Consider the following 25,282-nt stretch of genomic DNA (forward strand, 5'->3'; position numbering starts at 1 on the left):
ATTCGCGCGGATCATCTCCGTCGCCGACGCCTTCGACGCCATGACCTCGACGCGTTCCTACCGCCCGGCCCGGCCCATCGAGGACGCCGTCGCGGAACTTCGCAGATCCGCCGGCAGCCAGTTCGACCCCGACATCGTCACCGCGTTCCTGCACGCGCTGCGGACCCACGGATGGCAGTTGCCCGATCCGGTCGCTCCACCCGACGACGACATCGCCGAGATCACGCAGCAGGATCACGACGACCCCTCCGCGCCGATCGCGGTGACGGGTGAGGGCGACCCGGCTCCGCGTTAGGCGCCGGTCAGCAGGTCCCGTCCTCGTACAGCCTTCGCTTGTTGATGTACTGCACGATGCCGTCGGGCACCAGGTACCAGATCGGCTCGCCGGCCTCCACCCGCTCACGGCACTCGGTGGAGGAGATCGACAACGCCGGGACCTCGACCAGGCTGACCCGGCCGGCCGGCAGGCCGGGATCGGCCAGGCTGTGGCCGGGGCGGGTGCACCCGATGAAGTGCGCGAGCTCGAACATCTCATCGGCGTTGTGCCACGCGAGCATCTGCTCGAGCGCGTCGGCGCCGGTGATGAAGAAGAACTCGGTGTCCGGGCCGTGCAGCTCGCGCATCTCCCGAAGGGTGTCCACGGTGTAGGTCGGCCCCGCCCGGTCGATGTCGATGCGGCTGACCGAGAATCGCGGATTCGAGGCGGTGGCGATCACCGTCATCAGGTAGCGGTCCTCGGCCGGAGCGACCTTCCTGCGGGTCTTCTGCCAGGGCTGGCCCGTCGGCACGAACACGACCTCGTCGAGGCCGAACAGGTGCGCCACCTCGCTGGCCGCCACCAGGTGACCATGGTGAATCGGATCGAAGGTGCCACCCATGATTCCGATCCTGCGGGGCCCCCTCGTACTCATAGGGGAACCCTAGCGAGCAGTGCTCACGGGGCCGCCGACCGCCCCGGCCGGGTGCGGGAAGAGGTACGCGCGACCCGGAGGGAACCCTGGGCTTCGGCGGTTCGTCGGAACTAGCATGCCGGATATGACGAAGACCCCGGATCGTTCACGCACTCGCTTTCCCGGGATCAGCTCCCGGGCCTATGAGCACCCCGCCGACCGTTCGGCGCTGGTGGCGCTGAGGTCGCTGACCGGGTTCGACACCGTACTGAGGCGCCTGTCCGGGCTCTTCAGCGAGCGTGCAATCCGGCTCATGTTCCTCGGCGGCAGCGTCCGGGTGGGCGAGGACCAGTTCCGCAACATCCACGACATGGTGCGCGACAGTTCCTACATCCTCGACTTCGACGAGGTCCCCGAACTCTACGTCGTGCAGGATCCCACGCCGAACGCCATGGCGATCGGCACCGACAAGCCGTTCATCGTGATCAACACGGGTCTGCTGGACCTGCTCGACGACGAGGAACTGCGTTACGTCGTCGGCCACGAGGTCGGTCACATCCTGTCCGGGCACGCGGTCTACCGCACCATGCTGCTGATCCTCACCTCGCTCGGCGCCCGCCTCGCGTGGCTGCCGCTCGGCAACATCGGCATCGCGGCCATCATCATGGGCCTCCAGGAGTGGCAGCGGAAGTCCGAGCTGTCCGCCGACCGGGCCGGCCTGCTGACCAGCCAGGACCCCGAGGCGGTGAAGCGCGCGCTGATGAAGATGGCGGGCGGTAGCCGGCTCACCGAGATGAACGCCGAGGCCTTCCACGCGCAGGCCCGGGAGTACGACGCCGCGGGTGACGTGCGCGACGGCCTGCTGAAGTTCCTGAACCTGATGCGGCGGTCGCACCCCTACGCCGTCGTGCGGTTCGCCGAGATCGACAGGTGGGCGCGCGAGGGCGAGTACCAGCGGATCCTCGACGGCGCCTACCCCCGCCGCGCCGACGACCGCGACGCCAAGATCTCCGACGAGGTCAAGAACGCCGCGAACGCCTACCGCGAGTCCTGGAGCCGCACCGCCGACCCGTTCATCGGCAAGGTCCGCGACGTCGCCGAGGGTGCCGCGAGCGCCGCCGAGGGGCTCTTCGACCGCATCGGCCGCAGGGGCGGCGGCGGCCAGACCCGCGAGAACTGACGCCACAGAATCAGACATAGGGCGACATCAGTAGCATTTCCCCATCACGCTCTTGACTTCCCCTTTTTTGTAAACTTTGCTCACAGAGCCGAATATTTCTCATGCGTCACGGTTTGGGGCACCGGGCGCATTGGCTCTGGGAGCACAGCGCATGCGACATCTCCTGAGGACGAAGGCCGCCCGGATCGGGCTGGCCGCGGCATTGACGGCCACCGGGCTGACCATGACGGCCGCCTCCGCCGGGGCGCAGTCATCCGAGCCGATCTATCTCGACCGGCACGCCCGAACCGACGCGCGCGTCGCCGACCTGCTCAAGCGCATGACGCTGGAGGAGAAGGTCGGCCAGATGACACAGATCGCCGTGGCCCGGCTGCGGGGCGACTGCGAGTGGACCAACGGCGACTGGCGGCCGGACTGCCTGAAGGCGGTGTTCGACGACGCCAAGACGGGATCGATCCTGTCCGGCGGGGGCATGACGCCGCCCACCAACACGCCCAAGGCATGGGCCGAGATGGTGAACCACGTCCAGAAGTACGCCATCGAGCACAGCAGGCTGCGCATCCCGATCATCTATGGCGTCGACGCGGTGCACGGCCACAACAACGTCTCCGGTGCAACGATCTTCCCGCACCAGATCGGCCTGGGGTCCAGCTGGAACGACGCGCTGGCGCGCGACGTCGGCGCGGCGACCTCCAAGGTCGTCAAGGCCACCGGCCCGACCTGGAACTTCGCGCCCGTCTCCGACCTGGCCAGGGACGCACGGTGGGGCCGCTACTATGAGGCCTTCTCCGAGGATCCGGTGCTCGCCGGCTCGCTCGCCGGCAGCACCGTGAAGGGCATGGAGGCGGCCGGTCAGGTGGCCGCGACGGTGAAGCACTTCGGCGGCTACTCCGAGCCGTTCAACGGCCACGACCGGACCAACGCCGACGTCTCGATGCGCTACCTGCAGGACACGCTGCTCCCCCCGTACAAGGACCAGGTCGACGCGGGCGCCGACACGCTCATGGCCAACTCGGGCGCGGTCAACGGCATCCCCGCGCACGCCTCCAAGTACCTCCTCACCGACGTGGTGCGCAAGCAGTGGGGCTTCAAGGGCGTCGTCATCACCGACTGGCGGGACGTGAAGGCGCTCGAGGAGAGCTACCACATCGCCGGGGACTACAAGCACGCGATCGCCGCCTCGGTCAACGCCGGCGTCGACATGGCCATGGAGCCCTACAGCGCCAAGGAGTTCACCGACGGACTGCTGGCCGCGGTCCGCGACGGCCTGGTGCCGAGGAAGCGCATCGACGAGGCCGCCTCGCGCATCCTGCGGCTGAAGTTCGAGCGCGGGCTCTTCGAGAACCCCTATGTCGACCCGGCCAAGGCCGACGGCATCGTCCTGAACGCCGACACCGCGCTGGCCCGCAAGGCCGCGGCCGAGTCGCTCGTGCTGCTGCGCAACCAGGGCGGCGCGCTGCCGCTCGCCGCCGGCAAGAGGATCGTGGTCACCGGTGAGAGCGCCGACAGCCTGCCGAACCAGATGGGCGGCTGGACCATCGGCTGGCAGGGAATGGCCGACGGCGATCGGGTCCCCGGCCAGACGGTCCTCGCCGGACTGCGCACCGGAGCCCCGTCGGGCACCTCGATCGAGCACGCCACCACCAAGGACGACGCCGTCGACAAGACCGAGGACGCCGACGCCGCCGTCGTGGTCATCGGCGAGAAGCCCGGCGCCGAGGGCACCAACGACAAGGAGGTCCCCGCCTTCACGGCCGAGCAGCAGGACCTGGTCGCGGCGCTCAAGGCCACCGGCAAGCCGGTCATCGCCGTACTGATCACCGGGCGCCCGCTGGTGCTGGGCAAGGTGAACGACGCCGACGCGGTCCTCGCGGCGTGGCTGCCCGGCTCCGAGGGCGGCAACGCCGTCGCCGACGCGGTCTACGGCAAGACCAACCCCACGGGCGTGCTGCCGGTCTCGTGGCCGAAGAGCGTCGGCGACATGCCGATGTACTACCAGCAGCTGCCCGGGACCAACGCCGGGGAGAGCTCCGGCTACGACCCGCAGTACGCCTTCGCGCACGGCCTCTCCTACACCTCGTTCGCTGTACAGGGCGTGACTCTCGGGTCGGAGTCCGCCTCGCGGCGCGGGAACGTCTCGGTACGGGTGGCCAACAGCGGTCCCCGGGACGGCGACATGATCGTTCCGGTGTTCGCCGCACAGCCGGTCAGTCCGGTCCTGGTGCCGCCGAAGCGGTTGGCCGGGTACGCGCGGGTGCCGCTCAATGCCGGCGAGGCCAAGACGGTGACGCTGTCCATCCCGCTGTCGCGGCTGGCGGTCACGGCGGGCGACGTCAACGGGGCGGGTCCCCGTACCGTCCTGCCCGGCGCCTACAAGATCCTGGTGGGTGACAAGAGCGCGGACCTCACCGTCCGCTGACGCACCGGACGGCAAGAGCGCACGAGGCCTCCCGCGACGCGCGGTCGCGGGAGGCCTCGTGCCGTCTCGGCCGCGTCTCGCTCAGACGCCCCTGAGGTGGCCCTCGCCGGTGACGACGTACTTGGTCGAGGTCAGCTCGGGCAGCCCCATCGGGCCGCGGGCGTGCAGCTTCTGGGTGGAGATGCCGATCTCGGCGCCGAAGCCGAACTCCTCGCCGTCGGTGAACCGGGTGGAGGCGTTGACCATGACGGCGGCCGAGTCGACCAGTGCCACGAACCGCTTGGCCGCCCCCTGCGAGGTGGTGACGATCGCCTCGGTGTGGCCCGAGCCGTACCGCCGGATGTGCGCGACCGCTTCCTCGAGGGAGTCGACGACGGCCGCGGCGATGTCCAGGGAGAGATACTCGGTCGAGTAGTCCTCCTCGGTGGCCGGCACAACGTCATCGCCGTAGGACCGGACGCGGGCGTCACCGTGCACGGTGACGTTCTCGTCGCGCAGAGCCCTCAGGGCCACCGGCAGGAACGCCTCGGCGATGTCGGCGTGCACGAGGACGGTCTCGGCGGCGTTGCAGACCGACGGGCGCTGCGTCTTGGCGTTGATCAGGATGTCCACCGCCAGATCGACGTCGGCCGACGCGTCGACGTACACGGCGCAGTTGCCCACCCCTGTCTCGATCACCGGCACGGTCGATTCCTCGACCACCGAGTTGATGAGCGCGGCGCCGCCACGCGGGATCAGGACGTCGACCAGCCCGCGGGCGCGCATCAGGTGCTTCACCGACTGGCGCGAGGTCCCGGGGACCAGCTGAACGGAGTCGGCCGGGAGTTGGGTGCCGGCGAGCGCGTCGCGCATCACGTCCACCAGCGCGGTGTTGGAGTCGTAGGCCGACGACGAGCCCCGCAGCAGCACGGCGTTACCGCTCTTGAGAGTGAGCGCGGCGGCGTCGACGGTCACGTTGGGCCGGCCCTCGTAGATGATGCCGACCACCCCCAGCGGCACCCGTACCTGCCGCAGCTCCAAACCGTTCGGCAGCGTGTAGCCGCGGACGCTCTCGCCGACCGGGTCGGGCAGCGCGGCGACCTGCCGGACGGCCTCGGCGATCGCGGCGACACGCTGCTCGGTGAGGCTCAACCGGTCGATCATCGCTTCGGCGGTGCCGCCCTCGCGCGCCCTTGCGACATCGGATTCATTGGCCTTGAGGATCTCGGGGGCCCGGGTGATCAGGGCGTCGGCGATGGCGTTCAGCGCCGCGTCCTTGGCCCGGCGTGGCAGCGGGGCCAGTTCGGCGGCCGCCTGCCTCGCCCGTCCCGCGACCTCGAGCACCTGCTCGCGCGTTGCCTCACTCATCGCCTGTTCCCTCTCGTGATCTCGCGGTTGTAAGCGCGTCGACGGCCGTCACCAGCAGTACGAGATCGTCCCGGTGGATGATCTCGCGCTCGTACTCGGGGCCCAGTTCGCGGGCGAGCCAGCGGGTCGAGCGTCCCATCAGATCAGGGATCTCCCCCGCGTCGTAGTTCACCAGACCGCGGGCGACCACGCGGCCCGCACGGTCGCAGACGTCCACCGGATCGCCCGCGGCGAAGTCGCCCTGGACGCCGGTGACTCCGGCCGGCAGCAGCGATTTGCGGCGCCGTACGACGGCCTCCACCGCGCCCGGGTCCAGTACGAGCCGTCCCTGCCCGGTGGTGGCGTGCGCGAGCCACAGGTGGCGGGTGGAGGGCCGGCGGCCGTTCGGGTGGAAGAAGGTGCCGACCGGCCCTCCTGCGAGCGCGGCGGCGGCGGACGCGGCGTTGGTCAGCACCACCGGCACGCCGGCACCCGTGGCGATCCGGGCGGCCTCGACCTTGGTGACCATCCCGCCGGTACCGACCCTGCTGCCGGTCCCGCCAAAATCGACGCCCGCCAGATCCTCAGGCGATCGGATCTCGGCGAGGCGGCGTGAGCCGGGCCGCCGCGGATCGCCGTCGTACAGCGCGTCGACGTCGGAGAGCAACACCAGGGCGTCGGCCCGGATCAGATGCGCCACCAGCGCGGCCAGGCGGTCGTTGTCGCCGAACCGGATCTCGTCGGTGGCGACCGTGTCGTTCTCGTTGACGATCGGGACGATCCCGAGCGTCAGCAGCTGGGCCAGGGTGCGCTGGGCGTTGCGGTGGTGGGTGCGCCTGATCAGATCGTCGGCGGTGAGCAGTATCTGGCCGACCCGCAGCCCGTACGCGGCGAAGGCGGACGCGTAGCGCGCGAGCAGCAGCCCCTGGCCGACGCTCGCCGCCGCCTGCTGCGTGGCGAGATCGCGGGGACGGCGTGGCAGCCCCAGCGGACCCAGGCCCGCGGCGATCGCCCCCGAGGAGACGAACACGACCTCGCCGCCCTCAGAACGCCGGGCGGCCAGCACGCCGACCAGGGCGTCGACGCGGTCGGCGTCGAGCATGCCCTCCGGGGTGGTGAGAGACGACGACCCCACCTTGACCACGATGCGGCGCGCGTCGGCGATCGCCGTGCGCACCCCTGTCCTCTCGGACAAACTCGGCCTCCTCAGGTCGGGGACTTCACCAGGGCTACCAGTCGCTGAGCCGCCGGTCGGTGCCGCGGGGGCCGAGACCCGACTCGGCGCCGGCGGCGATGTCCGGCTCCCAGTCGAAGACCACCGACTCCTGCTCGGTGCCGATCATGACGGTGGCGCCGGACTCGGCACCGGCCTTCGCGAGCCGTTCCTCGATGCCGAGCCGCGCCAGCCGGTCGGCGAGGTAGCCCACCGCCTCCTCGTTGGTGAAATCGGTCTGGCGGAGCCACCGCGTGGGCTTGGCCCCCGTGACCAGGTAGGTGTTGTCGCCGAGGTTCTTGACCTCGAACTCCACCCCGCCCACCGCGGCCGGGCGGAGAACGATCCTGGTCGGCTCCTCGGGCGGCAGCGTGGCTCGGTGGGCCTCGACCATCTCGGCCATCGCGAAAGCCAGGTCGCGCAGCCCCTCGTGCGACGCCGCCGACACCTCGAAGACCCGCATGCCGCGCGCCTCGAACTCGGGCCGTACGAGGTCGGCGAGCTCGCGGCCGTCCGGCACGTCGATCTTGTTGAGGACCACCAGGCGCGGCCGGTCGGACAGCGGCCGGTCACCGAGCACCTCGTCGTAGGCCCGGAGCTCGCGCTCGATGACCTCGAAGTCCGACACCGGGTCGCGGCCCGGCTCTGGGGTGGCGCAGTCGAGCACGTGAGCGAGGGTCGAGGAGCGCTCGATGTGTCGCAGGAACTCCAGCCCGAGGCCCCTGCCCTCGCTGGCGCCCTCGATCAGGCCGGGGACGTCGGCGACGGTGAAGACGTGGTCACCGGCGCTCACCACACCGAGATTGGGGACGAGCGTCGTGAAGGGATAGTCAGCGATCTTGGGCTTGGCCGCGGACATCGAGGCGATCAGCGACGACTTGCCTGCGCTCGGGAACCCGACCAGCGCGACGTCGGCGACGGTCTTGAGCTCCAGCACCAGGTCCTGCTCCGTGCCGGGCTCGCCGAGCAGCGCGAACCCGGGGGCCTTGCGCTTGGCCGACGCCAGCGCGGCGTTGCCGAGACCGCCCTTGCCGCCTTCGACGACCACGTACCGGGTCCCCGCCCCGACCAGGTCGGCCAGCACCGTCCCGCGGGCGGACTTCACCACCGTGCCGTTCGGCACGGGAAGCACGACGTCGCCGCCGTCGGCGCCATTGCGGTTCGAGCCCTGCCCGGGCCTGCCGTTGCCGGCCCTGCGATGCGGCCGCCGGTGGTAGTCCAGCAGGCTCGCGGCGTTCGGGTCGACCTCCAGGATCACGTCGCCGCCATGCCCGCCGTTGCCCCCGTCGGGCCCCCCGAGCGGCTTGAACTTCTCCCGGTGAACGGAGGCGCACCCGTGCCCGCCGTTGCCCGCCGCCACATGCAGGACCACACGGTCCACGAAATCAGGCACGTCGCTCCCTCCCTCTCCTCATGTCGATCTCCTAGCGCCGGCCCGCACGGGCCGTCCGGAGAAAACGACAAGGGCGGACCGGTACCGGTCCGCCCTTGGTCAATAGCCTGTGTGCTGCGGCGGACTACTCCGCCGGCGGGACGATGCTCACGGCACGACGGCCGCGGTATCGGCCGAACTCGACCGTGCCGGCCATGAGCGCGAACAGCGTGTCGTCGCCGCCACGCCCGACGTTGAGACCGGGGTGGAAGTGGGTGCCGCGCTGACGCACGATGATCTCGCCCGCGTTCACGACCTGGCCACCGTAACGCTTCACGCCGAGGCGCTGAGCGTTGGAGTCACGGCCGTTACGGCTGGACGAGGCGCCCTTCTTGTGTGCCATCTTCTGCCTCCTCCTGGGTCATCCCCGCGTGTGCGGGGGCGGCCTTACTTTCCGGCCTTGATTCCGGTGACCTTGACCTGGGTGTACGGCTGACGGTGACCCATCCGCCGCTTGTACCCGGTCTTGTTCCGGTAGTGCATGATGTTGATCTTGGGGCCCTTGGTCGCGCCGAGGATCTCGGCACTGACCACGAACTTCGACAGCTCGGCCGCCTTGCTCACGACGTTGTCGCCGTCGACGACCAGCAGCGCCGGGAACGTCACCGTCGAGCCGACCTCTCCGGTCAGCTTGTCGACGGTGAGCACGTCATCGACGGCCACCTTCTCCTGCCTGCCGCCGCAACGGACAATCGCGTACACGCGGAACCCTTCCGGACCATCCCCGTATCACGGGGCTGAAACTCCTGTGTCGGCCTCGTCGCTCAGAGACCCGAGGATCTGAAGTCCTGCGCCAAGTCCGCAATTCTCGGGTGGCCCGTAACGATCCCGGGCGCGAGGACACGCGCGTGCCAGACGCGCGGTTTAACAGAGTACCGGAACCCCCGGCCGGAAAGCGAACCGGCCGGGACACCCGGAACCCGCGACCGGCCTCAGTCGGCGTCCTCAGAGCCGACCTCGGCCTTGGCCCGCGACCGGCGGGGGCGGCGCTTACGGCCGTTGCTGGTGGCCGCCGCGTCCTCCTCGGGCCCCTTGGGCTCCGCCGGGGCCCCGGCACCGACCGGATCCACGGGATCGACCGCCTCGACCGCGCCCAGGGTGGCTCGGACCTCGACGGCCGACTCGGCGGCGTCCTCGGCGGCGTTCTCGGCGGCCAGAGCCACGGGCTCGGGCATACCGGGCAGTGTCCGCGTCTCAACCGTCTCAACCGACTCAAGGGACTCAGCGACCTCGGCCGCCTCTACCGCCTCGGCCGACGCCGACGTCGCCTTCGCACGCGACCGGCCGCCCTTGGCCCGCCCCTGCTTCCGGTCCGGCTTGCCGGTCTCGTCCTCGTGGTCGGCCACCGCGGGCCGCTCGGCCTCGTGCCGGGCGAGCTTCTTCTCGACCGTCTTCTCGACGTCGCCCTTGCGCTTGCGGCGGCGGGGCGTCGCCGCCTGCTCGGGCTTGTCCTCGACCGGGGTCAGCGACACGTGGATGCCGCGGCCGTTGCAGCACTCGCAGACCTCCGAGAAGGCCTCCAGCAGGCCCTGGCCGACCCGCTTACGGGTCATCTGGACCAGGCCGAGCGAGGTGACCTCGGCCACCTGGTGCTTGGTGCGGTCGCGGGCGAGGCACTCGAGGAGCCGCCGCAGGACCAGATCACGGTTGCTCTCGAGCACCATGTCGATGAAGTCGACCACGATGATGCCGCCCAGGTCCCGCAGCCGCAGCTGACGAACGATCTCCTCGGCCGCCTCGAGGTTGTTGCGGGTGACGGTCTCCTCGAGGTTGCCGCCCTGGCCGGTGAATTTGCCGGTGTTGACGTCGACGACGGTCATCGCCTCGGTACGGTCGATCACCAGCGAGCCGCCGCTGGGCAGCCACACCTTGCGCTCGAGTGCCTTGGCGATCTGCTCGTCGATGCGATAGGTGGTGAGGACGTCCTCGGGGCCGGTCCACTTCGTCGCCCGGCCGGCGAGGTGCGGCGCGACGTAGCTGACGTAGTCCTCGACCATGCTCCACGCCTGGTCGCCCGAGACCACGAGTTCGCCGAAGTCCTCGTTGAAGATGTCGCGGACCACCCGGATCGTCAGGTCGGGTTCGCCGTAGAGCAGTTCGGGCGCCGACGCCGTCTTGCTCTGGCGCTGGATGTTCTCCCACTGGGCGGCCAGCCGCGACACGTCACGGGCCAGCTCCTCCTCGGTGGCACCCTCGGCGGCGGTACGGACGATCACGCCGGCGTTCTCGGGCATGACGCGCTTGAGGATCTGCTTGAGCCGCGCGCGCTCCTTGTCGGGCAGCTTGCGGCTGATGCCGGTCATCGAGCCGTCCGGCACGTACACGAGGTAGCGGCCGGGCAGCGAGACCTGGCTGGTCAGGCGGGCGCCCTTGTGACCGAGCGGGTCCTTGGTGACCTGTACGAGCACGGACTGGCCGGACCGCAGTGCCGACTCGATGCGGCGCGGCTGGCCTTCGAGCCCGGCGATGTCCCAGTTGACCTCGCCCGCGTAGAGCACCGCGTTGCGGCCCTTGCCGATGTCGACGAACGCCGCCTCCATCGACGGCAGGACGTTCTGGACCTTGCCGAGGTAGACGTTGCCGACGTACGACTGGTGGCTGGCCCGGTCGACGTAGTGCTCGACCAGCACGTCGTCCTCGAGCACGGCGATCTGCGTGCGCTCGCCCTCCTGGCGGACCACCATGACGCGTTCGACCGCCTCGCGCCGTGCCAGGAATTCGGACTCGGTGATGATCGGCGGGCGGCGGCGGCCCTGCTCACGACCCTCACGGCGGCGCTGCTTCTTGGCCTCGAGCCGGGTCGAGCCCTTGACCGACTGCACCTCGTCCTCGACCGCACGCGCCTCGCGCACGTGGACGACCGTGTTCGGCGGGTCGTCCTGGCCGGTGTCGTCGGTGTCGGCGACGCCTACGGCACGCCGGCGACGCCGCCGACGCCGCCGGGTCGAGCCGGCCGTGCCATCGTCCTCGTCGGTGTCGTCGTCCTCGTCGGACTTCTCGGGCTTCTCGGCCTTGCCGGCCCTCGTGGCCTTGCCCTGCCTCTCGGCGGGCTCGGCCTTCGCCGCGGCCGCGGGCCGGTCCTCCTCGTCGGAGGTGTCGTCGGCGCTCTCGTCGGCCCCGTCCTTGGCCTTGCCCCGGCCACGGCCGCCGCGGCGCCGCCGGCGGCGGGACGGCCGGTCACCGGACTCGTCGTCATCGGCCTCGTCGCCGCTCTCGGCGGCCTCGTCGTCCGGCTCCTCGACGCGGGCCTTGCCGCCGGCGGCGGGTGCCGCCGGAGCCGCCTGCTCGGGCGGCCCGGCCGGCTGGAAGACGACCATGGGCGGCTGGAAGGTCACCGCCGGGATGCCCACCACGCTGACCTCGACCGCCGGCTCCTCGGGGACGTCCCGCGGTTCGGCCGGCTCCGGGGCCGTCTCGCGCTTACGAGACCGGCTCCTCGTCGTCTTCTTGGGCTTCACCGGCTCGTCGGCCGGCTCGGCCGGCGACTCCACGTCGGGCTCGGGAGGGCTCGCCTGGTCACCGGACGGCGCGGCCGCCGCCGGAACGGCGGGGACAGGGGCCGCCGGGGTGTCATCGATCTCCGGGGGCGGGCCCGCCGGGCGGCTGGCCGCACGGCGACGCGGACGCCTCTCGGCGCTCATCTCCACGCCGGTCGAATCGCTATCTGTCTGTTCTGTGCCTTCGGCACCGTTGGCCGAATCGGCCTCGTTCTCGAGCATGCGGGCAATCTCCTGTCAGGCCCCCGGGCGCTACGGCATGACACACCATCAGGTGAATCAGCACCGTGCGCCGCACAGGAGCTCCGTCTGTCGTCAGAGTCGTCACATCCCGGGCTTTCGTCCGGAGCGAACGACAAAAGTCGTTGGGGGCGCGCCCTTCCGTCCCCTGCGGTGCGGCACCGTGTGCACGATGCCGTCCCTACGGATGGGCGCCGACCACGTCCGCGCTCACGGCTCCGGCCGGCATGCTCGCGAGACCGTGCCCCGCAGTGGCGTCGCCACCTGGCGGTTCGGTCTCACGGTCAGGATCCAGTGGGTCCGTGAGCTCGCCGGTGTCCGCGTTCAGTGGGCCCTGCGCCAGCCGAGTCACCAATGGGGGTGACGGCGGCGCGAAGCCGGCCACCTGACGCAGTCCGGCTAGGACGTCGTCAGGTCGTACGGCAGGAGTAGTCTGCCGAACAACCATTCGAAGTATCACACAAGGGACAGCGGTCTCGTCCGAGCCGCGCCGATCAGACTCACCGGGCTGAATCCCGCAAGTACTGACGGCGGACCTGGCGTCGAAACGGCGCAGTCCCTTCTTGGTGAGGCGTTCCACCTCGACCTCAGCGGCGGCCATGAAGGCTTCGGTGGCCTCGACGGCGGTGTCTGGGGCGACACCGTCCAGTCTTATCGTCCACTCGGACGCCTCCAGCCGGTCCGCGATCGACGTGCCCGCCCGGGCCACCACGACATCGAGGATGTCGAGGCCGCTGGGGAGTGCTTCGTCGAGGGCGGTCCGCACCCACGCGGGGTCGCGGGTTGCGGTGAGCCCGATCTCGAGATATTCCGCCTCACTGGCCACCCCGGTCGCCGCCGCACCCGCGTAAGAGATCTTGGGATGCGGCGTGAATCCGGCGCTGTGCGCGACAGGGATCCCGGCGCGCCGTACTGCGCGTTCCACGGCCCGGGAGATGTCGCGGTGACTCGTGAACCGCAACCTGCCGCGCTTGGCATAGCGCACTCGCAGGCGCTGGGTCACGGGAACCGGCGCTGGACCCTCCGGCATGGGAGCCAGGGTCTCAATCCTTCCTACTAGCGTCCAGTAAAACGTCTGCACATCGAGGGTGCCGCCAGGCCCCGGCCGTGCGCATCGCCTGAGATGCCGGCCCCGGCCGAGCCGTACAGCACCCTTATAGAGTACGGGGCTCACGGTCCACCTGCGCCCATGGCCCGGAGCAAGGAACGTGTCACGTCGCCCACCGGCCGTATGACGTTGGTTCTCGTCCACCGCGCCGAGCTCGCCAGCGCGGCGCGGGAGGCACGCCACACGCGCCCCGCCGCGCCCAGCACCGGCCGCACGAGGGCCCGCCAGATCCAGCGAACGGGCCGTACAGCCAGGTGGAACAGCACCCGGCCGAGGAACGACGCGATCATCCCGACGACCCTCCAGGCGAACGCCAGGACGTCGATCACCACCCGGCCGCATGCGGCCAGCGCGGCGCCCACGGCCCGGTACGCGGCCCGCACGGCCCTGCCGCTCCACGTGACCAGGGCGACCAACGGCGTGACGACAGCGATCCGGAGCCCGATGCCGATCCAGCGGATCACCTGGCCGGCGGGGACGATCACATAGCGGTACAGCGCCAGGCCGAGGGGCGCGAGGATCACGCGGAAGAACCAGGACACTGGTCGGACGATCAGCCAGAGGCCCAGCCAGCGCAGCGTTACGGCCACCGCGTGCAGGGCCCAACGCAGGGGCAGCACCACCAGCGTGGTCCACACCCACCACAGCGGGGCCACGAGCAGACGCGCGAACGCCCATGCGAGGCCGCGCCACAACGCCGCCAGCGGGGCCACCACCAGGCGGGTGAACGCCCACACCATTCCACGCCACAGCCAGGTCAGCGGCAGCACCACCAACGTCGCCCACAGCCACCGCAGCGGCGCCGCCACCAAATGCGCGAACGCCCACATCAGACCCCGCCAGAGCCTGGCCAACGGCGCCACGATCAATGTGGCCCACACCCACCGGAGCGGGATCACGAGCAGATGCGCGAACGCCCACACGAGGGCCCGCCACAGCGCCGACAAGGGCACCACTACGCACGTCGCCCACACCCACCGCAGAGGTGCCACCACGACACGGTCGAGCACCCAGCCGATCGGTCTGAGCACGTAGGCGCACACGCAGCGGCCGAGCAGCGCGAAGAGTTCCCAGAGCAACCGCACCGGCAGCACGATCAGCACGCCGATCACCCTCGCCGGCCAGAGAACGCAACCCGGCGGACTCGACTCGGCGGGCGGCCGTCGCTTCACCAGATCGACGTGAGGCTCGGGAGGAGGGGGGCCTGGCGGATCAATCATGATCCGTTAGACGCGGCGACGCGGCGGCGCGTTCACCTCATCGAGACGGCGTTCTCCTGAGCTTCCTCAGCGGACGACGGTCAGCGGCAGGAGCTTCTTCCCGGTGGGGCCGATCTGGATCTCGGTGTCCATCGTGGGGCAGACACCGCAGTCGTAGCAGGGCGTCCACCGGCAGTCCTCGACCTCGGTCCCGTCCACCGCGTCCTGCCAGTCCTGCCAGAGCCATTCCCGGTCGAGCCCGGCGTCGAGGTGGTCCCAGGGGAGCACCTCGACCTCGTCACGCTCACGGGTCGTGTACCAGGCAAGATCGACGGGCTGCTCCGCGAAGGCCGTCTCGGCCGCGGCGGCCCACCGCTCGTAGGAGAAGTGCTCGCTCCAGCCGTCGAAGCGGCCCCCGGCCTCCCACACGGCCCGGATGACGTCGCCGACCCGCCGGTCGCCCCGGGACAGCAGCCCCTCGATGATCGACGGCTTGCCGTCGTGGTAGCGCAGGCCGATCGACTTGCCGTACTCCCGGTCCCGGCGCAGCGTGTCCTTCAGCGCGCGGAGGCGGCGGTCGACGGTCTCGTGGTCGGCCTGGGCCGCCCACTGGAACGGCGTGTGCGGCTTGGGCACGAACCCGCCGATGGACACCGTGCATCGGATGTCGCGACGTCCGGTGGCCTCCCGCCCCGCCTTGATGACCCGCCGGGCCATGCCGGCGATGGCGAGGACGTCCTCGTCCTCCTCGGTGGGCAGCCCGCACATGAAGTACAGCTTGACCTGCCGCCAGCCGTTCTCGTACGCCGTCGTCACGGTGCGGATCAGGTCGTCCTCGGTGACCATCTTGTTGATGACCTTGCGCATCCGCTCGGACCCGCCCTCGGGGGCGAAGGTCAGGCCGGACCGGCGCCCGCCCCGGGACAGCTCGTTGGCGAGAGTGATGTTGAAGGCGTCGACGCGGGTGGAGGGCAGCGACAGCGAGGTGTTCGTGCCCTCGTAGCGGTCGGCCAGCCCCTTGGCGATGTCGCCGATCTCGCTGTGGTCGGCGCTGGACAGCGACAGGAGCCCCACCTCGTCGATCCCCGACTCCTTGAGCCCGGTCTCGACCATGTCGCCGATGGTGGTGATCGAACGCTCGCGCACCGGACGCGTGATCATGCCGGCCTGGCAGAACCGGCACCCGCGCGTGCAGCCGCGGAAGATCTCCACGCTGAACCGCTCGTGCACGGTCTCGGCCAGCGGGACGAGCGGCTTCTTCGGGTACGGCCACTCGTCCAGGTCCATGACGGTGTGCTTCACGATCCGCCAGGGGACACCCGGCCGGTTCGGCACGACGCGCTGGATCCGGCCGTCGGGCAGGTACGACACGTCGTAGAACCGCGGCACGTAAACGCCGCCGGACTTCGCGAGGCGCAGCAGCAGCTCGTCACGCCCGCCGGGCTCGCCCTCACGGCGCCACTCCCTGATCACCTCGGTGATCGCGAGGGCGACCTGCTCACCGTCGCCGAGCACCGCCGCGTCGAGGAAGTCGGCGATCGGCTCGGGGTTGAAGGCGGCATGTCCCCCGGCCAGCACGATCGGGTGCTCGTCGGTGCGGTCGGCGGCGCGCAGCGGGATTCCGGCCAGGTCGAGCGCGGTCAGCAGATTGGTGTAGCCGAGCTCGGTGGCGAAGCTGACGCCGAGAACGTCGAAGGCCCCCACGGGGCGGTGCGCGTCCACGGTGAACTGCGGGATCGCGTGTTTCCGCATGAGCGCCTCGAGATCGGGCCAGACGGAGTAGGTCCGTTCCGCGAGCACGCCCTCGCGCTCGTTGAGGATCTCGTACAGGATCTGCACGCCCTGGTTCGGGAGCCCGACCTCATAGGCGTCCGGGTACATGAGGGCCCAGCGGACCTCGGCCTCATCCCAGTCCTTGACCTGTGAGTTCAACTCGCCACCGACATACTGAATCGGCTTCTGCACGGTCGGGAGCAGCGGCTCCAGACGGGGGAAGATCGATTCAATGGGCATAGGGATCTCCGGAGACAGAACGCGCGGATGAACCCCCACCCTACTGTGTTCATGGCCGCGCCTCCGGCGCGGCGGCTCGGGGGCGCTGGCGATCAGACGTTGTGGGAGCGGAGGTGCACGGCCTGCAGGAGGCCCAGCGCGATCATGTTGGCGAAGGTGGCCGAGCCTCCGTAGGACAGGAAGGGCAGGGGCAGGCCGGTGATCGGCATGATGCCGAGCGTCATGCCGACGTTCTCGAAGGTCTGGAAGGCCAGCCAGCACACGACGCCGCTGGCGACCAAGGTGCCGAACAGGTCCATGGCCTGGCTTGCGATCCGCAGGCCGTGCCAGAGCACGATGCCGAGGAGCACCAGGATCACGAGGGCGCCGACGAAGCCGAGCTCCTCCCCCGCCACCGTGAAGATGAAGTCGGTCTGCTGCTCGGGCACGAAGTGGCCGGCGGTCTGCTCACCGTTGAAGAGCCCCTTGCCGCTGAAGCCGCCCGAGCCCACCGCGATGCGCGCCTGCTGGGCGTTGTAGCCGGCGCCGCGCGGGTCGGCCGCCGGATTGGCGAACGCCGTGAAGCGGGCGATCTGGTACGGCTTCAGGAATCCGAACCACCACACCGCGAAGCCGGCGAAGGCGGCGGCGCCGACCAGGCCGGCCATCCAGCGCTTCGGCGCGCCCGAGATGGCGAGCATGCCCATGACCACCGCGCCGAACACCAGCGTGGTGCCGAGGTCCGGCTGCAACATGATCAGTACGGCGGGCAGCGCCGCGAGCGCCAGGCCGAGCAGGATGTCGCGATACCCCGGGCCCTCCTCGCCGTCGCGGGGCTCGCCGAGCAGCATGGCGAGGAGGATCACCAGACCCACCTTGCCGAACTCGGACGGCTGCACCTGGAAGCCGCCGCCGAGCACGATCCAGGAGTGGGATCCGTTGATGGTGTCGCCCAGCGGGGACAGCACCGCGATCAGGCCGATGCACGACAGGGCGTACAGGAACGGCGCGTAGGCCCGCAGCAGCCGGTAGTCCAGCACACTCACCAGGGCGCCGAGGGCGAACCCGATCAGCAGGTTCAGCAGATGCCGCTTGAGGAAGGCGTGCGGGTCCCTGGGCAGGCCGATCGGGCCGACGCGGGTCGCCGACCACACCAGCAACGCCCCGATCACCGACAGTGCGAGCACCGCGAAGATCAACGTCCAGTCCAGACGGCGCAGTGCGGACGCCTTCCGCCACCAGGGCGGACGCTGAAGGTGGCTGCTGATCATGGCGCGGCGAAGGTTCCGTCGCGACGCGGCTTCGGCAGCCTGGCCGGCGGCTTCCCGCCGGGCCATACCGCCTTCTTGCCGTTCAGGCCGTAGATGGTCTCGTAGATCTCCCGTACGGCCGGCGCGGCGACCGCGCCGCCCGTGGCCGACTGCGTCACCATGACCACCACGGCGAGCCGCGGGTCGTTCGCCGGGGCGTACGAGGCGAACCAGGCGGTGTCGTCCTTGCCGTAGACCTCCGCGGTGCCGGTCTTGCCGGCCACCGCGACCTTCTTGAAGTCGAAGCCGGAGAAGGCCCCGGCGGCGGTGCCCTTCGTCGGTACCTCGGCCAGTGCCTTCTGCATGTAGGTGATGACCTTGGGGTCAACGGGCAGGCGGCGCTGCGCGGGCGGCTCGATCTCACGGACCACGGTGCCGTCCTGCCGCACGACGGCACGGGCCAGCCGGGGCACGACGAGCTTGCCGCCGTTGGCGACGGCCGCGTAGGCGCGGGCCAGCTGCAGCGGCGTCACGAGTACGTCGCCCTGGCCGACGGAGAAGTTCGCGGCGTCACCGGCGCGGAGGATGTAGCCGTCCACGCAGTTCTCCGCGGCCATCTGTTTGAGGAAGGAGGCGCGGCTGGGGTCGGTGCGCTCAAGCTCCGGATATCCGCTCTTCGCCGCCCGGCAGTTCTCCTGCTTGGTCGCCTCCCAGTAGTCCTTCTTCCAGGTCCGGTCGGGAATCCGGCCGGCCGACTCGCTGGGCAGGTCGATCCCGGTGGGCCTGCCGAACCCGAACGTCCGGGCCATCGCCGGCATCGGGTCCTTGGGTTTCGGCACCGGATGTATACCGCCGTCGCGCAGCCACTCCTCGTAGGCGAACCGGTAGAAGATCGTGTCGCACGAGACCACCAGGGCCTTGTGCAGGTCCATCGGCCCGTGACCCTGGCCTTCGAAGTTGGTGAAGGCCCGGCTGCCCACGTTGTACGAGCCGGGGCAGTCGTAGATGCCGTTGAGCGAATAGCCGTCCCGCACCGCCGCCGCGACCGACGAGATCTTGAACGTCGAGCCCGGGGCGAACTGCCCCTGCGTGGCGCGGGAGATCAGCGGCTCGCCCTGGCCCTTGCCGAGCAGCGCGTCGTACTCGGACTGGGTGATCCCGCCGGTCCAGACGGCCGGGTCGTACGTGGGCAGGCTGGCGAGGGCGATCACGCGGCCCGTCTTGACGTCGAGCACGACGCCGGCCGCGGCCTCGGCCTTCTTGCCCTGCTTGCGCATGTCGTCGACGGCCTTGCCGATGGCCCGCTCGACCGCGCCCTGCACCTTGGCGTCGATGCTCGTGACGAGATGGTCGCCGGGCCGCGCGGGCTCCTCACGGGCGGTGCCGGTGACCCGCCCCTGGCTGTCGACCATGAGGCGGCGGATCCCCGGCTCGCCGCGCAGGTCGGCGTCGTAGACCGCCTCGAGGCCGTCCCTGCCGACCAGGTCGACCCGGCTGTAGCCGGTGACCTTGATGCCCTTGCGCCGGTCCATCTCCTCCTGCGTGATCGGCTGAAGGTAGCCGAGCGCCTGCACGGCGGTGGCGCCCTCGGTCTTCGGATAGTCCCGTACGGCCTGGACCTGGGCGATGACCCCGGGGAACTCCTCCTGCCGTTCCATGATCTGCAGGGCGCGCTTGATGTCGACATGGTCGTCGATGGGGATCGGCTGGTACGGGGAGCCGGGCCAGCAGGGCCGCTTGATCCCAGGCGCGCACAGCCGGGTCTTGAGCGCCAGATCGTTGTAGGTGGTGCCGAGCACGCCCGCCAGCCGGTGGAGCACCGCCCTGCCGCCGTCGCGCTGCCGCGCCATGGCCTTGCTGTCCACCGAGACGACGAGCGCGCTGCGGTTGCGGACGAGCGGGCGGCCCACGTCATCGAGGATCTGCCCGCGCAGGGCGGGGACCACGATGTCACGGGTCCGGTTCTCGGCGGCGACCTGCTTGTAGTGCGCGCCGTTCATGACCTGAAGGGTCCACAGCCGGCCGATGAGCACGAGCAGCAGGGTGACCACCATGACGTGCAGCACCATCAGCCGGAAATACGAGGCGGACCTCACATGCGCTCCCTGGCCATGGCGCGGAAACGGGCGGTGGCCGGATCGTAGCGATCATGGCCTCGTTCGCCCTCGAGGCGACGGGTGAGGCGGAGGACCGCCCAGACCACGAATGGGCTGGCGAGCACGTCGTAGAGGACCATGAGGGGCACCAGGCGGGACGCCACCGGCAGGCTCGCCCGCGGATCGCCGAGCATCATGCCCACCCCGACGTAAAGCAGCGTCCCCGCGAGCGCGCCCGCCGCCACCCCGATGAACGGGGTGACCGGCGAGCGGTCCATCTCGTCGGCGAACAGCCCGCAGATATAGCCGGCCAGGCAGTAGACCAGGGCGTACCGCCCGATGGTGTGGTCGGCGGGCGGCACGATGTCGGCGGTCAGGCCGGCGCAGAACCCGGTGACCAGGCCGAGCAGCGGACCGTTGACCAGCGCGAGCGCCACGACGGTGAGCAGCACCAGGTCGGGGGCGACCGAGCCCGGCAATGGAAGGCGGTTCGTCACCGACACCTGGACGATCAAGGCAAGGGTGATCACGGCCACGGCGGTGAGCCTGCGTCCGGTCGGTGGCCTCGAAGCGGTGGAGTGCAGCATGTCAGTCCCCCCTGCCGGTCCTGCCGGCCGGTGTGTTCATGACCGTGGTCCCCGGCCGGGGGGCGGGCCGGCTGGACGGATCACCGGTTGATCGGTTCGTGGGCGCGGCCATCGGGCTGTCGGCCGGGCCGGCCGTCGGACTCACCAACGGGGTGCCCGGCTGCCCGGGGACCGGGCTTTCGGTCGGGCTTCCGGTCGGGCAGGGGCAGAGGCTCGGGCTCGGCGCAGCCGGCGTGGGCGCGCCCTTCGGGCGCGGCGGAAGCACGGCGTCGCGCGGATCCTCCTTCGGCGGTGCGACCACGACGCCGACCACATCGAGGCTGGTGAACTGTACGAACGGCCGGATAAAGGCGGTGCGGGTGATGGCGCCCTGCGTCTGCTCGACCTTCTCGACCGTACCGATCGGCACACCAGGAACATAGGGACGTTCGCCCTGTGAACCGAGCGTCACGATGCGCTGACCCGGGGTCAAGGGCGCGTTGACGTCGAGCAGCTGCAGCCGGATCGGATTGGCGCCGCCGCTGCCGAGCCCGCGGCGGCCCACGCCCTGTGCGATCCCGATCTCCTTGGAGTCCTCGACCCGGCTGCCGATCGCCGACGCGGCGTCGGTGGCGAGCAGTACGGTCGCCGTGTCGGGCCCCACGCGGGTCACCCGGCCGACCAGGCCGTCCCCCGTCATCACCGTCATGTCGTTCTGCACGCCGCTGCGGCTGCCGACGTCGATGGTCACGGTGTCCTCGAAGCCCTGACCGGCGGAGATCACCTGGCCGGACACGATCTTGTAGCCGCCGATCCCCGCCGAGCGCAGCAGCCGGCCGAGCTGGCCGCTGCGGTCCTGATCCTGCCGGTTCGCCCGTAGCTGCTCGCGCAGGCGCTGGTTCTCCAGGGCGAGCCGGTCGGCGCGGCGCCGCTCCCGCGGCGCGTCGGTGATGGCGTCGACGGTGTTGCCGATGGGCCGTACGGCGGACGCCGAGAAGCGCTCGATCGGCCCGAAGACGGCCGCGCCGAGACCGCGCAGGCCGCGCAGCGGCGAGTTGTCACCGCCCCGGTAGTCGACCGTGATCAGCGTGAGCGCGACGAACAGGAGCACGCCGAGTGCCGTGCGTGTGTGCCGGGTGTCGTTCACGAGGTCGAGGTCAGCGCCGTGGTTCGGGGACGAGCACCTGCCGCAGCGACTCGAAGTCCTCGACGCATTTGCCGGTGCCGAGGACGACCGAGTCGAGGGGGTTGTCGACCATATGGATCGGCATGCCGGTCTCTTCGCGCAGGCGTTCGGCCAGGTTCCTCAGCAGGGCACCACCGCCGGTGAGCGCGATGCCCCGGTCCATGACGTCGCCGGACAGCTCCGGCGGGCACTTGTCGAGCGTGGTCTTGACCGCGTCGACGATGGAGTTGACCGGCTCCTCGATCGCCCTCCGCACCTCTTCGGCGGAGATCACGATCGTCTTGGGCAGGCCGCTGACCAGGTCGCGGCCGCGGATCTCGGCATGCGGCTCGTCGGCGGACGGGTAGGCCGAGCCGATCGCCATCTTGATCTCTTCGGCGGTGCGCTCGCCGAGCATCAAGGAGTACTCCTTCTTGGAGTACGAGATGACCGCCTGGTCGAGTTCGTCGCCGCCCACCCGTACGGACTGGCTGGTGACGATGCCGCCGAGCGAGATGATCGCGACTTCGGTCGTGCCACCGCCGATGTCGACCACCATGTTCCCGGTCGGCTCGTGAACCGGGAGGCCCGCGCCGATCGCCGCCGCCATCGGCTCCTCGATGATGTAGACCCGCCGGGCACCGGCCTGGTATCCGGCCTCCTTCACCGCGCGCTGCTCGACCCCCGTGATGCCGCTCGGCACCGCCACCACGATCCGGGGCTTGGCGAAGTGCCGGCGCTTGTGCACCTTCTGAATGAAGTAGCGGAGCATCCGCTCGGTCACGTCGAAGTCCGCGATCACACCGTCCTTGAGCGGCCGTATGGCGACGATGTTGCCCGGCGTCCGGCCGATCATCCGCTTCGCCTCGATGCCGACCGCCACGATTTTCCCGGTGTTGGTGTTGATCGCCACTACGGAGGGTTCGTTGAGCACAATGCCGCGGCCACGTACGTACACCAAAGTGTTCGCTGTACCCAGATCGACCGCCATATCACGGCCTAGGAACGACAGCTTGTTACCCATGAAGAAAGGGAGCCTTCCTGCTGGCGGCGGACGTGCGGAGCGGCATGCTCATCGTAACGCGACAGACCCGGCGAGGTCAGTGACCATGAGCCTCCGCGTTGGTCCAAATACCTCCGATCGAGACGTCACTCGCCGGTAAACGCAAGCGGACCGGGTCCCCCCGGTCCGCATGTCTCAGTGTCGCGACTCAGAAAAGATCCGGAAAGAACAGCTTGATCTCTCGCTCGGCCGAGTCGGTCGAGTCGGAGCCGTGCACGATGTTCTCCTGGATCTCCAGTGCGTGGTCGCCGCGGATCGTGCCCGGGGCCGCGCTGACCGGGTCGGTCGCGCCGGCCAGGCCACGGAACGCCTCGACGGCACGGGGTCCCTCGACCACCAGCGCGACGAGCGGGCCACCGGTGATGAACTCGACGAGCGAGCCGAAGAACGGCTTCGCCCGGTGCTCCTCGTAGTGCTGCTCGGCCGTCTCGGCGCTGAGCGTGCGCAGCTCCAAAGCGACGATCTTCAGACCCTTGCGCTCGATCCGCGCGATGACGTCGCCGACGAGGCCGCGGCGGACACCGTCGGGCTTGACCAGGACAAGAGTGCGCTCGGACACGGATGACTCCCCAACTTGACTGCGTTGATTTGCGCTCGCTCCGCTCACGCGGCTCGGGGGGCTTCGGAGACCCCTCGCGTGCGTTTCAGGAGGATACCCGCCGCGAGCGGCCGGCGAGAATGGCGCCGCCCGCCATCAGGACGGCGATGACGCCCGCGACAACGAGCCAGACGCGGAACGCGGAGGTGAGCGCGTAGACGACCTCCTGCCGTCCCCCGCCCGCGTCGACGGCCTCGTTGACCTCGGCGACCTGCAGGGGGCCGACGATGAGGTAGCCGGTGAGGACCGCCGGAAAGCACAGGGCGATCCCGAACAGCGCCGATCCGAGTCCGGTCGCGCGCAGTGACGCGGCGAGCGCCGTTCCAATCCCCGCTCCGAGCGCGGACAGCGGGACGGCGAGCAACCACGTGCTCGAGGTGGCGTCCGTGGTCAGGAAGACAAGAACCGCGATGATGACCAGACCGTGGCCGGTCAGCACGGCCGTACGGGTGCCGCCCTCGTGGAGCCGGGCGGTGAGCAGGGCACCGGCGATCGCGGCGGCGGCTCCGGCGGCGAAGGGCGCGACGGGGACCCCGCCGGGCCCGGACTCGGTGCTGACGAGCCCGGTCAGCGGGGCGGCCACCGGCACCGTCAGCAGTCCCGTAGTGAGCGAGACGACGGCGAAGCCGTGCGGGCTGCCCATGGCGGTGTTGCGGAAGCCCGCCAGCGCCAGGCCCAGCAACGCGGCCAGGCCGATGCCGGCGACGATGAGCTGCGCTCCCGGCGACCAGCCGTAGGTGGTGACGACCGCCAGGAAGGCGAACCCGGCGGCGGGGACGAACGGGAGCAGCAACTGGGTGCGCTCAGTGTGGCGCAGTACCGGCAGCGGACCGGCCTTCATCCAGATCCGGAGGATCACCAGTAGCGCGACGGCACCCAGCGCGAGCCCGATGAGCCATGGGTAGGGCTGGAGCACCGCCCGCCACCGGCCACTCGCGGCACCGTCGGCGTCCCCTGCCGCGCCACCTGCCGCGTCCCCTCCGGCGGCCGCGGGCACCGCGTACATCGCGGCGGGCATGGCAATGATCAGGGCGGCGGTGAACACCCCGGCCCACAGGGCGATCAGGGCGCGGCCGTGCCGTTCCCAGACCAGGATCAGCGTGGCGGGCAGCATCACTCCGGCGCCGACGCCCTGGACCACCCGTACCGCCCCGATGACCGGCACCGAACCGGCGAACTGGGCGGCGATCTCACCCGCCAGGACGCACAGCAGGCCGGCCAGCAGTACCAGCCACGCGGGAACCCGGCGGGCGGCGACCGCCGAGATCGGCACGGTCAGCAGCAGCGCCGGCAGCGCCAGCCCGTTCGCGCGCACCAGCCCCGCGGCCGCGCCGGGTTCGAGACCGAGATCGCGCAGCGCCGGCGCGACGACGTACGAGACCGTGTTGGGCACCACGAGCGCGACGACCGGCACCGCGGTGACCGCGACGAGCAGCACGGTGAGGCCCGCGAGCCGGTCCCCGAGGCTTTTTCCCGGTTCGAGGTCGGCGGCGGACCCATGCGCTTTCGCCGGGGATTCCTGCAATGGAGCGGACACGACCATCTCCTGGGGTCGACATCCGCCATGCGCGTCAATTACACGGCTTTGCCCGATTTGCGTATTAGCCGCAAATCGTGAGTTCTGGCGGATGAATTGAGGTGCCGTCTCCGCACGAATTTAGCGCGCTTCCGTTCCCTCCACCTTGCGTCCGAGCCAAATGGTCGTCACCCAAAGCGCTCCGAATACGACACCGAGGATGAACATGGTCGGCACCACGAAGCCCGTGGCGATCATCACCACCTGCAGGACGCCGCCGGCGATGACCGCCCACGGGAAACGGAGCAGGCCGGCGAGCAGGACGCAGGCGAGGGCCAGCGCACCCCCGACCATCCCGGCCGACGCCGCGTCGGCGTGCGCGACGGAGATCGCGACCGGGATCGCCAGCCCGATCACGATCGCCTCACAGACGAGCACCGCCGCCAACAGCCTTCTCATGACCCTCTACTCTCTGGAGAAAATGGCGTGCCTCCGCGCGGTCACGGGGAGCCGGCGCCCGCCCGCGACGACG

The 25,282-nt window shown here is 70.4% G+C and carries 21 protein-coding genes; 3 read left to right on the plus strand and 18 right to left on the minus strand.

Annotated elements, in window-relative coordinates:
* Positions 1 to 295: HD-GYP domain-containing protein (locus tag HKK74_RS34770; RefSeq protein WP_376771583.1), on the plus strand; the 295-nt coding region annotated here is incomplete at its 5' end.
* Between the two features lie 7 nt (positions 296 to 302).
* Here the strand turns inward: HKK74_RS34770 and nadD are convergent.
* Positions 303 to 911, minus strand: coding sequence for a nicotinate-nucleotide adenylyltransferase (nadD, locus tag HKK74_RS34775; RefSeq protein WP_187247668.1), 609 nt, complete (start codon positions 909 to 911; stop codon positions 303 to 305).
* Positions 912 to 1,026: 115 nt separating this feature from the next.
* On the opposite strand from nadD, the gene HKK74_RS34780 reads away from it, so the two are divergent.
* Together HKK74_RS34780 and HKK74_RS34785 are read left to right on the plus strand one after the other, a co-directional pair.
* Positions 1,027 to 2,070, plus strand: coding sequence for a M48 family metallopeptidase (locus HKK74_RS34780; RefSeq protein WP_187247669.1), 1,044 nt, complete (start codon positions 1,027 to 1,029; stop codon positions 2,068 to 2,070).
* 151 nt (positions 2,071 to 2,221) lie between these two features.
* Positions 2,222 to 4,489, plus strand: a complete 2,268-nt coding sequence (locus HKK74_RS34785) for a glycoside hydrolase family 3 N-terminal domain-containing protein (RefSeq protein WP_187247670.1) — start codon at positions 2,222 to 2,224, stop codon at positions 4,487 to 4,489.
* A gap of 81 nt (positions 4,490 to 4,570) precedes the next feature.
* On the opposite strand, the gene HKK74_RS34790 is transcribed toward HKK74_RS34785, so the two are convergent.
* The 17 genes from HKK74_RS34790 to HKK74_RS34870 form a co-directional block, all read right to left on the minus strand.
* Entirely contained in the window at positions 4,571 to 5,836 is a 1,266-nt protein-coding gene (locus tag HKK74_RS34790) for a glutamate-5-semialdehyde dehydrogenase (protein WP_187247671.1), read from the minus strand.
* Complete coding sequence (proB, locus tag HKK74_RS34795; protein ID WP_246492286.1) at positions 5,829 to 7,010, minus strand: glutamate 5-kinase; 1,182 nt, start codon at positions 7,008 to 7,010, stop codon at positions 5,829 to 5,831. Before proB ends, HKK74_RS34790 begins: the two co-directional genes overlap by 8 nt.
* Positions 7,011 to 7,044: 34 nt before the next feature.
* Positions 7,045 to 8,421: a GTPase ObgE gene (gene obgE, locus HKK74_RS34800; RefSeq protein WP_187247672.1), complete on the minus strand. Its 1,377-nt coding sequence runs from the start codon at positions 8,419 to 8,421 to the stop codon at positions 7,045 to 7,047.
* Positions 8,422 to 8,545: 124 nt separating this feature from the next.
* On the minus strand, positions 8,546 to 8,803 hold the full coding sequence (rpmA, locus tag HKK74_RS34805) for a 50S ribosomal protein L27 (RefSeq protein ID WP_187247673.1): 258 nt from the start codon (positions 8,801 to 8,803) through the stop codon (positions 8,546 to 8,548).
* A gap of 44 nt (positions 8,804 to 8,847) precedes the next feature.
* On the minus strand, positions 8,848 to 9,162 hold the full coding sequence (gene rplU / locus HKK74_RS34810; protein WP_187247674.1) for a 50S ribosomal protein L21: 315 nt from the start codon (positions 9,160 to 9,162) through the stop codon (positions 8,848 to 8,850).
* A 230-nt stretch (positions 9,163 to 9,392) separates the two neighbouring features.
* Positions 9,393 to 12,179 (minus strand): Rne/Rng family ribonuclease, encoded by a 2,787-nt coding sequence (locus HKK74_RS34815; protein ID WP_187247675.1) that lies wholly within the window; start codon positions 12,177 to 12,179, stop codon positions 9,393 to 9,395.
* 199 nt (positions 12,180 to 12,378) lie between these two features.
* Entirely contained in the window at positions 12,379 to 13,227 is an 849-nt protein-coding gene (locus HKK74_RS34820) for a TIGR03936 family radical SAM-associated protein (protein WP_187247676.1), read from the minus strand.
* Positions 13,228 to 13,367: 140 nt separating this feature from the next.
* A complete protein-coding gene (locus tag HKK74_RS34825; protein WP_187247677.1) occupies positions 13,368 to 14,477 on the minus strand; it encodes a phosphatidylglycerol lysyltransferase domain-containing protein in 1,110 nt (369 codons plus the stop codon).
* 114 nt (positions 14,478 to 14,591) lie between these two features.
* On the minus strand, positions 14,592 to 16,517 hold the full coding sequence (locus tag HKK74_RS34830) for a TIGR03960 family B12-binding radical SAM protein (RefSeq protein ID WP_187247678.1): 1,926 nt from the start codon (positions 16,515 to 16,517) through the stop codon (positions 14,592 to 14,594).
* Between the two features lie 92 nt (positions 16,518 to 16,609).
* Positions 16,610 to 17,767 carry a rod shape-determining protein RodA gene (gene rodA, locus HKK74_RS34835; protein ID WP_187247679.1) on the minus strand — a complete coding sequence of 386 codons (1,158 nt, stop codon included), beginning with the start codon at positions 17,765 to 17,767 and terminating at the stop codon, positions 16,610 to 16,612.
* Positions 17,764 to 19,815: a penicillin-binding protein 2 gene (gene mrdA / locus HKK74_RS34840; RefSeq protein ID WP_222723116.1), complete on the minus strand. Its 2,052-nt coding sequence runs from the start codon at positions 19,813 to 19,815 to the stop codon at positions 17,764 to 17,766. Before mrdA ends, rodA begins: the two co-directional genes overlap by 4 nt.
* Positions 19,816 to 19,838: 23 nt before the next feature.
* Entirely contained in the window at positions 19,839 to 20,429 is a 591-nt protein-coding gene (mreD, locus tag HKK74_RS34845) for a rod shape-determining protein MreD (RefSeq protein ID WP_187247681.1), read from the minus strand.
* Position 20,430: 1 nt separating this feature from the next.
* Entirely contained in the window at positions 20,431 to 21,555 is a 1,125-nt protein-coding gene (gene mreC / locus HKK74_RS34850; RefSeq protein ID WP_187247682.1) for a rod shape-determining protein MreC, read from the minus strand.
* Positions 21,556 to 21,565: 10 nt separating this feature from the next.
* Positions 21,566 to 22,597: a rod shape-determining protein gene (locus HKK74_RS34855; protein WP_187247683.1), complete on the minus strand. Its 1,032-nt coding sequence runs from the start codon at positions 22,595 to 22,597 to the stop codon at positions 21,566 to 21,568.
* A gap of 187 nt (positions 22,598 to 22,784) precedes the next feature.
* Positions 22,785 to 23,195: a nucleoside-diphosphate kinase gene (ndk, locus tag HKK74_RS34860; protein ID WP_187247684.1), complete on the minus strand. Its 411-nt coding sequence runs from the start codon at positions 23,193 to 23,195 to the stop codon at positions 22,785 to 22,787.
* An 85-nt stretch (positions 23,196 to 23,280) separates the two neighbouring features.
* A complete protein-coding gene (locus HKK74_RS34865) occupies positions 23,281 to 24,771 on the minus strand; it encodes a hypothetical protein (protein WP_187247685.1) in 1,491 nt (496 codons plus the stop codon).
* A 120-nt stretch (positions 24,772 to 24,891) separates the two neighbouring features.
* Positions 24,892 to 25,209 carry a DUF4233 domain-containing protein gene (locus HKK74_RS34870; protein ID WP_187247686.1) on the minus strand — a complete coding sequence of 106 codons (318 nt, stop codon included), beginning with the start codon at positions 25,207 to 25,209 and terminating at the stop codon, positions 24,892 to 24,894.
* Positions 25,210 to 25,282 lie beyond the last annotated feature (73 nt).

Source organism: Actinomadura alba (genome assembly GCF_014323705.1).
GTDB lineage: Bacteria > Actinomycetota > Actinomycetes > Streptosporangiales > Streptosporangiaceae > Actinomadura_C > Actinomadura_C alba.